The sequence below is a fragment of the Sphingomonas sp. PWP1-2 genome (assembly GCF_049898305.1).
GTDB classification, from domain to species: Bacteria; Pseudomonadota; Alphaproteobacteria; order Sphingomonadales; family Sphingomonadaceae; genus Sphingomonas; species Sphingomonas glacialis.
In genome coordinates this window covers 520197-533505 of the sequence record NZ_JAFCXM010000001.1, presented here as the reverse complement: position 1 = coordinate 533505, position 13309 = coordinate 520197, and the positions used below count along the sequence as shown (strand labels likewise).

At 68.9% G+C, this 13309-nt stretch carries 13 protein-coding genes and 1 tRNA gene; 6 read left to right on the top strand and 8 right to left on the bottom strand.

What is annotated here, in order from left to right:
- The first annotated feature begins 131 nt into the window (after nucleotides 1-131).
- The 5 genes from kynU (at nucleotide 132) to purQ (ending at nucleotide 4831) form a co-directional block, all read left to right on the top strand.
- Complete coding sequence (gene kynU / locus ACP7C5_RS02595) at nucleotides 132-1346, top strand: kynureninase (RefSeq protein ID WP_426263084.1); 1215 nt, start codon at nucleotides 132-134, stop codon at nucleotides 1344-1346.
- Nucleotides 1347-1460: 114 nt separating this feature from the next.
- Nucleotides 1461-2240: a phosphoribosylaminoimidazolesuccinocarboxamide synthase gene (gene purC / locus ACP7C5_RS02590; protein WP_133189851.1), complete on the top strand. Its 780-nt coding sequence runs from the start codon at nucleotides 1461-1463 to the stop codon at nucleotides 2238-2240.
- A 6-nt stretch (nucleotides 2241-2246) separates the two neighbouring features.
- Nucleotides 2247-3851 carry a hypothetical protein gene (locus ACP7C5_RS02585; protein ID WP_426263083.1) on the top strand — a complete coding sequence of 535 codons (1605 nt, stop codon included), beginning with the start codon at nucleotides 2247-2249 and terminating at the stop codon, nucleotides 3849-3851.
- Nucleotides 3852-3932: 81 nt separating this feature from the next.
- Complete coding sequence (purS, locus tag ACP7C5_RS02580; protein WP_010185224.1) at nucleotides 3933-4163, top strand: phosphoribosylformylglycinamidine synthase subunit PurS; 231 nt, start codon at nucleotides 3933-3935, stop codon at nucleotides 4161-4163.
- Nucleotides 4160-4831 carry a phosphoribosylformylglycinamidine synthase subunit PurQ gene (purQ, locus tag ACP7C5_RS02575; RefSeq protein ID WP_354286613.1) on the top strand — a complete coding sequence of 224 codons (672 nt, stop codon included), beginning with the start codon at nucleotides 4160-4162 and terminating at the stop codon, nucleotides 4829-4831. Before purS ends, purQ begins: the two co-directional genes overlap by 4 nt.
- Nucleotides 4832-4960: 129 nt before the next feature.
- On the opposite strand, the gene ACP7C5_RS02570 is transcribed toward purQ, so the two are convergent.
- A complete protein-coding gene (locus ACP7C5_RS02570; RefSeq protein WP_133189857.1) occupies nucleotides 4961-5725 on the bottom strand; it encodes a queuosine precursor transporter in 765 nt (254 codons plus the stop codon).
- Between the two features lie 80 nt (nucleotides 5726-5805).
- Here ACP7C5_RS02570 and ACP7C5_RS02565 point away from each other — a divergent pair.
- A tRNA-Arg gene (locus tag ACP7C5_RS02565) sits at nucleotides 5806-5882 on the top strand.
- Between the two features lie 5 nt (nucleotides 5883-5887).
- On the opposite strand, the gene ACP7C5_RS02560 is transcribed toward ACP7C5_RS02565, so the two are convergent.
- The 7 genes from ACP7C5_RS02560 to ACP7C5_RS02530 form a co-directional block, all read right to left on the bottom strand.
- Nucleotides 5888-6892 (bottom strand): MBL fold metallo-hydrolase, encoded by a 1005-nt coding sequence (locus tag ACP7C5_RS02560; RefSeq protein WP_426263082.1) that lies wholly within the window; start codon nucleotides 6890-6892, stop codon nucleotides 5888-5890.
- Nucleotides 6893-7042: 150 nt separating this feature from the next.
- Nucleotides 7043-7900: an RDD family protein gene (locus ACP7C5_RS02555; RefSeq protein WP_322160390.1), complete on the bottom strand. Its 858-nt coding sequence runs from the start codon at nucleotides 7898-7900 to the stop codon at nucleotides 7043-7045.
- Nucleotides 7881-8906, bottom strand: a complete 1026-nt coding sequence (locus ACP7C5_RS02550) for a stage II sporulation protein M (RefSeq protein WP_426263081.1) — start codon at nucleotides 8904-8906, stop codon at nucleotides 7881-7883. Before ACP7C5_RS02550 ends, ACP7C5_RS02555 begins: the two co-directional genes overlap by 20 nt.
- Nucleotides 8906-10216, bottom strand: coding sequence for a DUF58 domain-containing protein (locus tag ACP7C5_RS02545; RefSeq protein ID WP_426263080.1), 1311 nt, complete (start codon nucleotides 10214-10216; stop codon nucleotides 8906-8908). The genes ACP7C5_RS02550 and ACP7C5_RS02545 overlap by 1 nt, the downstream gene beginning before the upstream one ends.
- 142 nt (nucleotides 10217-10358) lie before the next feature.
- Nucleotides 10359-11339 (bottom strand): AAA family ATPase, encoded by a 981-nt coding sequence (locus tag ACP7C5_RS02540; protein WP_133189867.1) that lies wholly within the window; start codon nucleotides 11337-11339, stop codon nucleotides 10359-10361.
- A complete protein-coding gene (locus ACP7C5_RS02535) occupies nucleotides 11321-12532 on the bottom strand; it encodes a hypothetical protein (RefSeq protein ID WP_426263079.1) in 1212 nt (403 codons plus the stop codon). Before ACP7C5_RS02535 ends, ACP7C5_RS02540 begins: the two co-directional genes overlap by 19 nt.
- Nucleotides 12529-13230, bottom strand: coding sequence for a DUF4129 domain-containing protein (locus ACP7C5_RS02530; RefSeq protein WP_426263078.1), 702 nt, complete (start codon nucleotides 13228-13230; stop codon nucleotides 12529-12531). Before ACP7C5_RS02530 ends, ACP7C5_RS02535 begins: the two co-directional genes overlap by 4 nt.
- Nucleotides 13231-13309 lie beyond the last annotated feature (79 nt).

Sequence of the window (13309 nt, the reverse complement as noted above, 5' to 3'; positions counted from 1 at the left end):
CGGCCCGTTGCCGCGGGCAGCACCCGCCCTAGGCCGACCCACCCCCTACCCCTCCCTTCCAGGGAGGGGAGTCGGTTGCGCTCCGCCTCGCGCGACCCAGTCAAGCAACACTTCTCCAGCAAGGCATCCGCATGACCCGCGACGAAGCCCGCGCGCTCGACGCCGCCGACCCGCTCCGCACCTATCGCGACCGCTTCGCGCTCCCCGCAGGTGTGATCTACCTCGACGGCAATTCGCTCGGCCCGCTCCCCCGCGCCACTGCGCCGGCGCTCGCCGACATGGCGCAGCGGCAATGGGGCGAGCGCCTGATCCGCAGCTGGAACGAAGGCTGGATCGACGCACCGCAGCGCATCGGCGGCAAGATCGCAGCGCTGATCGGCGCCGAGCCCGACGAAGTGGTCGTCGCCGATTCGACCTCGGTCAACCTGTTCAAGCTGCTCGTCGCCGCGCTCCGCCACGCGGCGCCCCGCACGACGATCGTCAGCGAGACGGGCAATTTCCCGACCGACCTCCACATCGCCGAGGGCGCGGCGGGCTGCGTTCCCGGCGCGCGCCTCAACGCGGTCGCACGTGCCGATATCCCCGCAGCGATCGACGGCGACACCGCGTTGCTGATGCTCACCCACGTCCACTACAAGACCGCCGAGCGATTCGACATGGCGGCCTGGACCACCCGCGCGCACGACGCTGGCGCCCTCGCGCTCTGGGACCTAAGCCACAGCGTCGGCGCAATCCCGCTCGATCTCAATGGCGCCGGCGCCGATCTCGCGATCGGCTGCGGCTACAAATATCTCAACGGCGGCCCCGGCGCGCCGGCCTTCCTGTTCGTCTCGCGCCGGTTGCAGGAGCAGCTCGCCAGCCCGCTCTCGGGCTGGATGGGCCATGCCGCGCCGTTCGCGTTCGGCGACGCCTACAGCCCCGCCCCCGGCATCAAGCGCTGGCTCGCCGGCACCCCCTCGATGCTGGCGATGGCCGGGCTCGAGGCCGGGATCGACCTCTGGCGCGACATCGACCAGCAGCACGTCGCCACCAAGAGCGCCGCCCTGTTCGACGCGCTTGCCGCGATCGGGGCAAACCTCGGCCTCGAATGCGTGTCACCCGCCGACCCGAGCGCGCGCGGCAGCCATATCAGCTTCCGCCACCCGCAAGCCTATGCGCTGTGCCAGGCGCTGATCGCGCGCGGCGTGATCGGCGATTTCCGCGATCCCGACATCCTGCGCTTCGGGCTGACGCCGCTGTATCTCGGCTTCGAGGACGTGGTCCGCGCGGGCGCGATGCTCGGCGAAATCCTCGGCGACGGCAGCTACGCCGATCCGGCGTTCGCCACGCGCAACGCGGTCACTTGACGCCCGCGCCAAGCTGATTGCACCCCCGGCATGCATCCGGTATAGCCGCTGCTCTTCCTGCCCCGGCCCGCGATCGCGTTGCCGGGGCCGCTTCATTTAAGGGTTTCCGCGCACATGGCACGCCGCCGCCAGATTTACGAAGGCAAGGCCAAGATCCTCTACGAGGGTCCGGAGCCCGGCACGCTGATCCAGTATTTCAAGGATGATGCGACCGCTTTCAACGCCCAGAAAAAGGGCACGATCAGCGGCAAGGGCGTGCTCAACAACCGGATTTCCGAGCACATTTTCACGCTGCTCGGGCTCATCGGCGTGCCGACGCACTTCATCCGCCGGCTCAACATGCGCGAGCAGTTGATTCGCCAGGTCGAGATCATCCCGATCGAAGTCGTCGTGCGCAACGTCGCGGCGGGCTCGATCTCGACTCGCCTCGGGATCGAGGAAGGCACGCAGCTGCCGCGCACGATCATCGAATATTATTACAAGGACGACGCGCTCGGCGATCCGATGATCACCGACGAGCATATCGCCGCGTTCGGCTGGGCGGGCCAGGAGGAGATGCATGACATCGCCGACCTCGCGATCCGCATCAACGATTTCCTGTGCGGGCTGTTCGCCGGGATCGGCATCCGGCTGGTCGACTTCAAGCTCGAATTCGGACGCGTGTGGGATAACGACTATCCGCGCATCCTGCTCGCCGACGAGATCAGCCCCGATGGCTGCCGCCTGTGGGACATGACGACCAATGAGAAGCTCGACAAGGATCGTTTCCGTCGCGATCTCGGCGGTGAAGTCGAAGCGTATCAGGAAGTCGCGCGCCGGCTGGGCCTGCTGACCGAGGAGACCGACGGTGCGGTGCTCGATCTCGAGCAGCATCGTTTGAACAAGGGCAAGTAAGCCCCAATGCAAGCGCGGGCGCTGGCGCGGGCGGCCTGGCCGTTCGCGGCGCTCGCTCTGGCGTATCTGCTGACGGTGTGGCGTGTGGTCGGGCTTCCCGGCCTGCGCGACCCTTCTCTGCTCTACTGGCACGATTGGCAGGACCAGGCGTTGTACGTGCGCTCGGCGAGCGCGCTGGCGGCGGGGAACTTCGATCCCGCTGTCCATTATTATCCGCTGCTCTACCCGCTGCTCGGCATGCCGTTCCTGCAGGCGTGGCCGAGCCAGCCCTTCTTCCTCGTCGATCTCGCCTGCTATCTGCTCGCCTTCGCCGGGTTCCGGAGCGTTGCGCGCGCATTCGGCGTGCCCGGCGCGGGGGCGGCACTGCTGTTCGCCGCGACGACGCTCGCCCAATTCGGCATCGCCAAGCTGTGGATCGAGCCCTGGACGACGACACCCTCGGCGGCCTTGCTATGGCTCGCGCTCGGCGCGATGGCGCAACTATGGGCGAATCCGCGCATGTCCGTACCCCGGCGAAGGCCGGGGCCCAGTCGCGATGCCCCGGCTAACGAAGCGCTGCCCGAGCCTACGGCCCGCGCCACCACCACATCCCGCTGGCCCGCGAGCATCATCGGCATCACGCTCGGGCTGATCCCGTTCGCTCGGCCCGGCGATGCGATCATCGGCGCGATCATCGCGCTCTCGGCGGCGGCAGCGCTCTACCGTGCGCGCGACGGGCGCGCCGCTGGTATCGCAATCGGCAGCTTCGCGATCGCCTTTGCGCTCCTCGCCACGCTCTACATCGCAATCTATGGCGCCGCGCCCAGCCCCTACATGCTTTACTCGGCGCAATACGGCTTCACCTTCGCCTGGCTCGGCTGGAAGGCGTATGTCGTACTGGTCAACCCGCGCGGCTGGTTCGGCGAGGGGATGGGGTTGCTCGAATATGCGCCGTGGCTGCTGCTCGGCGGCGCGGGGCTGATCGCGGCGTGCCTCGCGACGCCGCCTGCGCGACGGCCCGTGACGCTCACCGTCGCCGCTGCGGGGGTGATCTACGGCGTGCTGATGCTGGCGTATGTCGATCTGCTGCCGACCGGCCTGTGGCGCTTCAACAATCTGCACTATTTCAAATGGGTGTTGCCGCTGTTCGGCCTGTTCGCGCTGCGCTTTCTGCTCGACGCGCGCCGCCGCCCGATCCTGCTGATCGCGCTAGCCCCCGTACTGCTCGCGCTGACGATCCGGCTCGAACCCATTCGCGTCGGACCGAGCGAGCCCGCGCGGATGGTGATCTTCCCCGCCCCCACCGCGGCGGAATGGATCCCGACCTATTTCGCTACCGCCTGGATGGCCGACACGACCGGCGAGCTGCGCAATTCATTCGACTATCACCAGATCCTGGTGTCCGGCCGAGTCCATGCCGTCGCGCTGCGCCGCGCCTTCAGCGGCGACGAACGCTGGCTCGGTGACGCGCATGTCCGCGCCTTGCTCGCAGGGAAAGATGATGGCGGCTTCGCGCCGCTCTATCTGACCGGTCCGTGGCCCAAGCCCGCGCTCGCCCGCTACGGCATCGCGACGACGATCGGCCTGCCACACTGGTTCGGCGGCGCGCCTGCCGTACCCAAGGCCGAGTGAGCCGCGCGCGTAAAGCTTGCGACACGGGCCGCGGGTCGCCATAGGCTTGCGCGCTCAACCGTCGTAGCCAGGACAAGCCCCATGAAGCTCCGCATTTTCGTCACGCTGAAGCCCGGCGTGCTCGATCCGCAGGGCCGCGCGATCCACAAGGCGCTCGGCACTCTCGGTTTCGCCGGCGTCAACGATGTCCGCGCGGGCAAGCTGATCGAACTCGACGTCGCCGACGACACCACCGACGAGCGCGTCGATGCGATGTGCCGCGAGCTGCTCGCCAACACCGTCATCGAAAACTATCGGGTCGAGCGCGTATGAAGACCGCAGTCCTCGTCTTCCCCGGCTCGAACTGCGACCGCGATATCGCGACCGCGCTCGAGCAGGTCGGCGGCACCGCGCCGACGATGGTGTGGCACGCCGAAACCGAGCTGCCCGACGGCGTCGGCCTGATCGCGATTCCCGGCGGCTTTTCCTATGGCGATTATCTCCGCTCGGGCGCGATCGGCGCGCGATCGCCGATCATGCGCGCGGTGAGCGACGCGGCGGGGCGCGGCGTGCCCGTGCTCGGCATTTGCAACGGCTTCCAGATCCTGACCGAGGCCGGCCTGCTGCCGGGCGCGCTGATGCGCAATGCCGGGCTCGACTTCGTCTGCCGCGACGTCGCGCTGACGGTCGGCACCAGCCAGAGCGTCTTCACCAGCCGCTACGCCGCGGGCGAGCAGATCGTCTATCCGGTCGCGCATCACGATGGCAATTACTCGGCCGACGAAGAAACGCTCGACCGGCTCGAGGGCGAAGGCCGCGTTGCGTTCCGCTATGCGGGGCCGGTCAACGGCTCGGCGCGAGGCATCGCCGGCGTGCTCAGCCCGGCGGGCAACGTGCTCGGCCTGATGCCGCACCCCGAGCGCCGGATCGAAACCGCCGCGCATGGCGGCGACGACGGCCGGCGCATGTTCGAGGGCCTGTTCGAGGCGGTCGGGGCGTAACAAACCGTCGTCACCCCGGGCTTGTCCCGGGGTCCACCGGGACGCGCGTGCTGCGCCCGTTGCGAACGCGGCACGGTGGGCCCCGGCACAGGGCCGGGGTGACGAGTTGAGGCAAAACCGAAGCAGCCGCTACACCCGCGCGCGGAACGGCGAGAAGTCGGTCCCGCGGTCGTAAACGTCGACCCCCTCGCCGCGCTTGAGGAAGTTCACCACGAGATAGGTGAACGGCGTCAGCAGCACCTCCCACGACACCTTCAACAAGAACTGGCTGACCATCACCGCGAGCATCGCCTCGACGGGCCAATCGGGCGCGCCGTAGAAGGCGAGCGGGTAGAAGATCAGGCTGTCGAACCCCTGCGCCACGACGGTCGAACCGATCGTCCGCGTCCACAGCATCCGGCCCTCGGTCAGGATCTTGAGCTTGGCGAGCACGAAACTGTTGGCGAATTCGCCGACCCAGAAGGCCGTCACCGAGGCGAGGATGATGCGCAAGCCGGTCGCCGCGGCAGGATCGACGAAGATCGAGCGGCCGAAGACATATTCATAGGCCGCCTGCCCGTTCCACGCCGCCGCCGGCGGCAACGCGACGACGATCTGCTCCATCAGCGCGAGGAAGATCAGCGCGCCGAACCCCGCCCACACGCAGCGCCGCGCGCGGGCATAGCCGTACACCTCGGTCAGGATGTCGCCGATCACATAGCTGACCGGGAAGAACAGGATTCCCGCGCCGAACGGCCAGGGCCCGATCCACGGCAAGTCGATCACCGAGCGTTTCCCCGCGCCGACGACGTTCGACAGCAACAGGACGACGACGAAGGCGACCATGACGAAATCGAAATAGCGGAATTCGCGACCGCGCGTCTGCTCCGCGGTGATCGTTTTCAAACCATCCATGTCGTTTCGCTCCCTGATCGACCCAAGCTATGAAGCCGGTTTCGCGCGCACGCAATCCGCGCTAATGGCACAGCCAGTGCGCGCCCGTAGCTCAGTTGGATAGAGCAAGGAGCTTCTACCTCCTCGGTCGGGGGTTCGACTCCCTCCGGGCGCGCCAACGCCTCAGGCGGCCACGCCGCTCGCCCCTCGATCCATGTCGTACACCCCGCCCGGTTCCGCCGCGACGAAGCGCGATGCCGCGATCCCCGCCGCCGACAGCTCTGCGCCCAGCGCCAACCGCGGCGCATCGTGCGCTTCGTCGGTCAGCTGGAACGTCCCCCAATGGATGCCGAGCGCCTCCCCCGCTTCGACATCCTCGAAAATTCGCACGGCTTCCGCCGGATCGACATGCTGCTCGGCCATGAACCAGCGTGGTTCGTACGCACCGATCGGGATCAACGCGACGTCGGGCGCACCGAGCCGCTCGCGGACGCTGCCGAAGATCGCGCCGTCGCCATAGCCCGTGTCGCCGACGAACCACACCGTCCCGACCGGCGTCGTGAGATAATGCCCCGCCCACAGCGCCATCCGCACGTCGGTCGGCCAGCGATTCGCCCAGTGCCGCGCCGGGGTCAGCGTCGTTGCGAAGCCCTCAGCCAGTGCCAGGCTGTCCCACCAGTCGCCGACGACGCAACGTGCCTCGGGGATCGCCGCGCGGATGATCGCGTCGTTTCCGAGCGGCATCGCCATCAGCGGCGCGTGCGCGGCGTGGAGCCGGCGCAGCGTGGCGAGATCGAGATGGTCGTAATGGCAGTGGCTGAGCAGCACGATGTGGATCGGCGGCAGATCTTCGAACGCGATCCCCGGCGCGGTGACTCGCTTGGGGCCGAGGAAGGAGAAGGGGCTCGCGCGCTCCGACCACACCGGGTCGGTCAGGATGTTGACCCCCGCCGCCTGGATCAGCAGCGACGCGTGGCCCACCATCGTGACGCGCAAGCCCGCGTGCCGCGCGACGGGCTTGGCCGGCGCGACGGACACCGACGCCGGCCAGCGCGCCGCGCCGTTCGCCAGTTTCCAGCGCAGCACCGCACCAAGCCCAGCATCGCTCGATGGCTGGCCAGGGTTGAAGAAGCGCACGCCGTCGAAATGGTCGCTCGGCGGGCCGGAATAATAGCGGTTACGGGGCATGGGCTGCGCCTGGATCGGGGTTCAACAGACACGCCTCCTCACCGTCATCCCGGCCTTGTTCCGGGCCCCACCGTTCCGCGCGCGCGTCCGCGGCAGCACGCGTATCCCGGTGGCCCCCGGAACAGGTCCGGGGTGACGAAGGATGGGGGATCACGCGAACTTGTCGGCGCGCCGCCGCCCGACGAGCAGCCCGCGCTCCAGCCGCCCGCACAGCGCCGCATAATAATCGGTCAGGAAGCCGCGATCGTCGTGGTCGTCGGGCAGCCCCGCCTTGCGCCGGATCGTCGCGGCGACGGTGACGATCGCCTCCTCGCTCCCGCCGCGCAGCACTTCCTCGAGCATCTGCAGCTCATACACGCCGTACAGCCCGAGCGCCGCCTCGCTGAACACGCGCCGCTCGCGCTCGACCGGCACCACCAGATCCGACCCGAGCTTTCCGCGCACCGTATGCACGACCCACGTCCCCGCAAGCAGATCGCCGACGCGCAGCCGGTCGCGGTTGAACAGCGGGAAGAACAGGAAGATGCCGCTCCAGCCCAAAGCGAACAGCGTCAGCGCGCTGTCGGCCCAGCCATGCACCGCCTGGCTGCCGAGAAAGCTCAGCGGCAGGAACAGCTCGATCTCGCGCATCGCGTTGCGCGCGATCACCGCGCCGCCGGTCAGCCGCGCCCCGTCGCGCGCGACGACGCGCAGGCCGACGAGCCGCTTGCCCGGCGTCGCCCCGCTCCCGCTCAGCTCGAACAGCGCGAACCAGCCGTTGCGCAGCACGAAGAAGCCGAGCAGCCACAGCACCGCAAACGCGCCTTGATGACTCGCCCAGGCGAGATACGCGATCGCGATCGTCGCGACGATCAGCACGACGAGAATCGCCAGCAGGTCGATCACGAACGCCCCCGCGCGCTCGCCCGCGCTGCCGAGCTCGATCCGCAGATCGACGCCCTCGGGCGTGACGAAGCTGCGCCGCAGCGACAGCGGCGCCTTGCGCGCCTTACGCCGCAGCCACGCCATCGCGGCGACTCCTCGGCAGATAGAAATAGAGCAGCCAGCCGACGAGCATCACCGAGCCGATCGCATAGCGCGCGAGATCGTTGGTCACCGTCTGCCGTCCAATCCCTTCGAGCAGCCCGGCGACGAGCAGCATCACGACCGCACCCCCCATTACGGTCGCGCCCGTCTTGCCCGCCTGCACCGCCGCGTCGCCCCGCGTCGCGCGCCCGGGAAAGGCGATCGCGGTGCCGATGCGGAACCCCGCCGCACCCGACAGGATGATCGCGAACAGTTCGGTCGTGCCGTGGATCGCGATCCAGCCGGCAAAGCCGAACCCGAGCCCCTTGGGCACGAACACCGCTAAAAACGCGCCGAGCATCAGCCCGTTATATGCGATCAACAGCGCCGTCGGGACCGCAAAGGCAAAGCCCAGCGCGAACGAGAAGATCGCGATCTGCGCGTTGTGCGTGAAGAGATAGGCGGCGAAGATCGTCAGCATGTCGTCATGCTTGCCGTACAGCGTGCCCCGCAACGTCTCGACCGAGGCCGACGGATCGCGCCCGCCCGCCATCTCCTGGCCGACCAGCCCGAAGAACCAGCCGGGATCGGAGCGCACCAGCAGATAGCCGACGACCGCGCCCGCCACCGTCAGCAGCAGCGACACGAGCGTCTCGCGCCACACCGCGCGGACCGCGGCGGGCCATGTCTGCGCGAAGAAAACGCCCAATTGCCGCACCGCCGAGGTCGGCACGCCGTACAACTGGAAATAGGCGCGCGTGCACAGCTGCTCGAGATAGGTCACCAGCGCGCGATCGAGCGACGTCTCGCGCGCGATCGACAAGGAGGACAGGGCTGTGCGGTACAGCACGGGCAAAGCGAGCAGATCGTCGTCGCTCAGCGCCTTGATCGAGCGTTTCTCGATCCGCGTCACCAGCGCTTCGAGCCGCTGCCAGTCGGCGTCGTGCGCCGCACGGAAACGGCTGGCGTTGACCGTGGCGGGTTGCGCGGTGAGGAAAGCGGTGGCCATCAGAGCAGATTCCTGCGTTTCAGCGCGACATAGCCCGCGACCAGCTCCTCGCCGACGCGGTCGTGTGCGCTTTCGATCACATGCACGCCGAGATGCTGGAGCCGCGTGAGCACCAGCTTGCGATCGCGCAGCAGCGCAGCGGCGGTGACGGCGCGCGTCACGTCGTCGGCGTTGGTCGGCGCCGCGTCGACAAGGCGCTCGACCTCTTCGTCGCGCAGCACGACGACGAGCAGCAAATGCCCCTTGAGCAACCGGGCCGCCGCCCGGACCAGAAAGTCGGCCGAGGTCAGATCGGTGAATTCGGTGAACAGCACGATCATCGAGCGCCGCGTCAGCCGCGCGGCGAGCGTGGTCAGCGCGAAGCTGTAGTTGGTCTCCTCGCCGCTATAATCGATCGCGGCCGCAAGCCGCTGGAGATTGGCGAAGGCGGGCATTCCCGAAACCAGCCCGCTCGCGATCCGCGGCCGCGAATCGAACGCGTGGAGCGCGACGCGGTCGCCGAGTTTCAACGCGATCCAGGCAGTCAGCAGCATCGCCGACACCGCGCGATCGACGCGCGGCAGACCGGCGACAGGCTCGGACATCTGCCGCCCGGAATCGATCGCGAAGACGATCTGGTTGTTGCGCTCGCTGCGATATTCCTTGGCGTGGAGCTTGGTCTGGCGCGCCGACTGTTTCCAGTCGATCGACCGGCGGTCCATTCCCGAGCGGAACTCGACCAGCGCATCGAAGTCGGTGCCGTCGCCGCGATCGATTTGCGCGAGCAAGCCCGACAGCGCGTGGCGCTGGAACATCTGCGCGCCGCGGTCGTGCAGCGCACGGATGTCGGGGAGGATCGGCAGCGTCACGTCGGCGGGGAGGATCCGCTGCTGCCACGCCAGCCCGAAGCCCCCGCGCCACCGGAGCCACAGGCGGTCGACTCGCGCGGTGCCACGCCGCAGCGTGGTGAGCGGGAGCAGCGCTTCGCCGCGCCCGTCGTGCAGCGTGAGCCACAGCCGTCCGTCATTCTCGAGCGCGAGCAACGGTCCGCCATCGAGCGCTACCTCTGCACTGCGCGGCGGCCGGCCGCCCGCGATCGCAACGCGGATCGTCGCGTCGACCGTCGCACCGACCGGGGCAGTCGTCGGGACCGAAAGGCTGGCGGTCGCGGTGCGGTGCGCGCTGAAAGCATCGAACGCGGTGAGCAGCAGCACCGCGATCGGCCAGGCGAGCCCGACATACCAGCGACCGGGGAGCGCCACCGCGATCAGCAAGGCCACCGGCGCGCCAGCTGCTGCGGCCAGGACTGCGGTACGCGTGGGGTAGATCATTGCGCGATTGCCCGCTGCACGCGCACCACGCCCGCCCCCGTCATCCCCGCGAACGCGGGGATCCCGCTTCTTCCCGCCGCCGAAGGAGAAGCCGGACCCCCGCGTTCGCGGGGGTGACGGCGGATGGGGGGAGCGCGCAGAATCACCGCGGCGCTTCGATCGTTTCGATGATGTGGCTCACGACATCCTCGATCGCGCGCCCGTCGATTTCAGCAGCCGGCGACAGGATCAGCCGATGCCGTAGCAACGCCGGCGCAAGCGCCTTCACATCGTCGGGGATCACGAAATCGCGCCCGTCGAGCGCTGCCCGCGCCCGCGCCGCGCCCGCCAGCATCGCGCCCGCACGCGGCGACGCGCCGCTCTCGAGATCGGCGACATCACGCGTCCCCCGAATCAGCGCGGTGATGTAATCGATGACCTCATCGGCGAGCCGCACCTGCCCGACCACCGCGACCGCCGCGCCGATCACGCCCGCGTCGGACACCTGCGCGACGCCCCATTCCGCCGGCTCCATCGCGTGCGCGGCGCTGCCGTGCGCGGCGATGATCCGGCGTTCCTCGGCGGCACTCGGATAATCGACCGTCTGCTTGAACAGGAAGCGATCGAGCTGCGCCTCGGGCAGCGGATACACCCCCTGCTGCTCGATCGGGTTCTGCGTCGCGACAACCATAAAGCGTTCGCCGAGCGACAGGCTTTGCCCATCGATCGTCACGGTGCGCTCCTGCATCGCCTCGAGCAATGCCGCCTGCGTCTTGGGCGGGGTGCGGTTGATCTCGTCCGCCAGCAGCAGGTCGGTGAAGATCGGCCCGCGCGTCAGCGTGAAGCTGCTCGTCTGGAAGTTGAACAGGTTCGCGCCGATGATGTCGCCCGGCATCAGATCGGGCGTGAACTGAATCCGCCCGTAATCGAGCCCGACCACCCTTGCGAAGCTCCGCGCAAGCAGCGTCTTGGCGGTTCCCGGCGGGCCTTCGAGCAGCACGTGTCCGCCCGCGAACAGCGCGACGAGGAGGATCTCGACGGTCTGCTCCTGCCCGACCACCGCCTTGCCGATTTCGTCGCGAATCGCCACGCCGAGCGCCGCCACGTCTTCGACCGTTTCGAATGTCACCGCGTCTTCTCCCATAACCAATGATGCAGCGCTTGCGCCGCCGCGAGCATCGCGCGCGGATCGCGCGCCGCCTGTGCCTCTGCCGCCAGCGCGCTGAAACGCGCCCGCCCCCTCAGGCCGTCGAGATAGCCGTCGACCGCCGCGCCCTGCAGCCGCGCGGGCACGCCGAACACGCCGCCGGCGCGCTCGCGCACCAGATCGACATAGCGCGGGCCAAGCCGCCCCTGCCGTCCGGCCTTGCGGACGAGCGCTGCGGCATTGTCGATCAGCGCGGTCTTGCCGAACGCGATCGCGCGCGCGCGCCGCCGCGCCGGGCCGAAGCGCGCGGTCGCCTGAACGCCTGCGAGCAGCACCGCCGCCGCCAGCGTCAGCGTCATCGCGAGGAACGGCGGATCGAACAGCAGCTTGAGCGGGCTCGGCGATGCGCCGAAGCCGTTGAGCGTGACGTCGAAGGTGATCGTCTTCGCGCCGGTCGCATTCAGCCAGTCGAGCAACTCGAGCGCCGCACGCGCCCGCGCTGCATCGCGCATGCCGATGTTCGACAACAGATCGGGATCGGCGAGCACATAGAGCGGCCCACCACCGATCTGGCCGAGCACGATATGCCCGTCCGCGTCGGTCAGGATCGGGCGCACGTCGAGGCCAGTGATCGTCTGCACCGGGCGCGGCGCGGCAAACGCGATGCTGCGCGGCATCCACGACAGCGCGCGCAGCGGACGCCCGCCGCTCGCGTAGCGCGTGACCTTGAGCTTGTATTGCGGCGCGAGGACACGCTCGACATCATCCACATCCCGGAAATCGACGAAGCGCGCCCAGCCGGAATGCGTCGGATCGACCGACGTGCGCCATTTCGGCAGGATGACGAGCGTCGGCTTGGCACCGCGCGCGGCAAGCGCCTTGGTCATGTCGGTCGCGCCGGTTTCGGGGGTCAGCACGACCAGATCCTCACCCGCCAGCTGCCGGGGATTGCGGACGACCTGCGGGTTGCGCCCCGTCGCCTCGGCGAGCCGCACGATCCCGCTATAGCCGACCGCCGCGTTCGACAGCGCGTGCGCGCGCCCGTCGCGGCCCGAGCGCAGATCGGGCGCGTAGGCGCCGAGCACGAGCATCGCGATGAACGCGAAGATGCCAACCGCGAGCAGGATCGCGACGGTCCGCACGCTGAACGCATTCGCTCCACTTGCCCCGCTGACCGTGACGTCGCTCATCCCCGCCATGATCCCGGGAGCGCGAAGTCGCGATAGGCGGCGCGCGCCTGCGTCCAGTCCGATGCATCGACCGGGCGCCCGCCGAACAGGCTGCGCTCGACCAGCCGCGCGATCCCGGCGAACAGGTCGCGGGCGGAAAACGGGATCGCGCTCGACGCGCTCAATTCGCGGCTGGTCAGCGCCGGGCGGACGAGCTGCGGCCGGCGCCGCGCGATATCGTCGATCGAGCGGCGCAACAGATGATGCACCGCTTCGGCATAGCGCCCTTCCGCCGCAAGCAGATCGGCCTCGCGCAGCCATTCGTGGACCGGCGCTGCGTCGGGTGCCCAGGCTTCATCGATCGGCTGCGACTCCGTCGGACGCCGCCGCACGAAGCGCGGCCAGCGCCATTCGCCATGCCGCACACGGGTATACACCGCCCAGAGAATCGCGATCGCGACCAGCCCCAGCACGCCCCACAACAGGATCCGCGCATAAGGCCAATGCGGCATGCGGGAACCGATCCACAGCAATGCGCGCCCGACGGGCTCGAACAGCTTGCCGAGCCATTTGCCGAGCTGGACCAGCCATTCGGGCGGCTGGGGCGGCGGCGGCGCGCGCTGGAGCGTGAACTGCACCGCAGGATCGGCCTTGAGCGCGGCGTGCGCGGCGGCAAAGCGGTCGGTGGCGGTTGCCACCTGCGATGTCCCTTCGCTCACGTATATTCCTCTGCGACGCGCTGCTGCGGTGCGCACAAGAGTAGAGCAACCCGACCGCCGCGCAATCGCCAATCGCGGT

What these genes read in the sequence shown, in the direction of transcription:
- ACP7C5_RS02560 (WP_426263082.1), bottom strand. Translation starts at nt 6,892, where the DNA reads ATGCCCCGTAACCGCTATTATTCCGGCCCGCCGAGCGACCATTTCGAC.
- ACP7C5_RS02570 (WP_133189857.1), bottom strand. Translation starts at nt 5,725, where the DNA reads ATGGATGGTTTGAAAACGATCACCGCGGAGCAGACGCGCGGTCGCGAA.
- ACP7C5_RS02545 (WP_426263080.1), bottom strand. Translation starts at nt 10,216, where the DNA reads ATGATCTACCCCACGCGTACCGCAGTCCTGGCCGCAGCAGCTGGCGCG.
- purC (WP_133189851.1), top strand. Translation starts at nt 1,461, where the DNA reads ATGGCACGCCGCCGCCAGATTTACGAAGGCAAGGCCAAGATCCTCTAC.
- ACP7C5_RS02550 (WP_426263081.1), bottom strand. Translation starts at nt 8,906, where the DNA reads ATGGCCACCGCTTTCCTCACCGCGCAACCCGCCACGGTCAACGCCAGC.
- kynU (WP_426263084.1), top strand. Translation starts at nt 132, where the DNA reads ATGACCCGCGACGAAGCCCGCGCGCTCGACGCCGCCGACCCGCTCCGC.
- purS (WP_010185224.1), top strand. Translation starts at nt 3,933, where the DNA reads ATGAAGCTCCGCATTTTCGTCACGCTGAAGCCCGGCGTGCTCGATCCG.
- ACP7C5_RS02535 (WP_426263079.1), bottom strand. Translation starts at nt 12,532, where the DNA reads ATGAGCGACGTCACGGTCAGCGGGGCAAGTGGAGCGAATGCGTTCAGC.
- purQ (WP_354286613.1), top strand. Translation starts at nt 4,160, where the DNA reads ATGAAGACCGCAGTCCTCGTCTTCCCCGGCTCGAACTGCGACCGCGAT.
- ACP7C5_RS02555 (WP_322160390.1), bottom strand. Translation starts at nt 7,900, where the DNA reads ATGGCGTGGCTGCGGCGTAAGGCGCGCAAGGCGCCGCTGTCGCTGCGG.
- ACP7C5_RS02540 (WP_133189867.1), bottom strand. Translation starts at nt 11,339, where the DNA reads ATGGGAGAAGACGCGGTGACATTCGAAACGGTCGAAGACGTGGCGGCG.
- ACP7C5_RS02585 (WP_426263083.1), top strand. Translation starts at nt 2,247, where the DNA reads ATGCAAGCGCGGGCGCTGGCGCGGGCGGCCTGGCCGTTCGCGGCGCTC.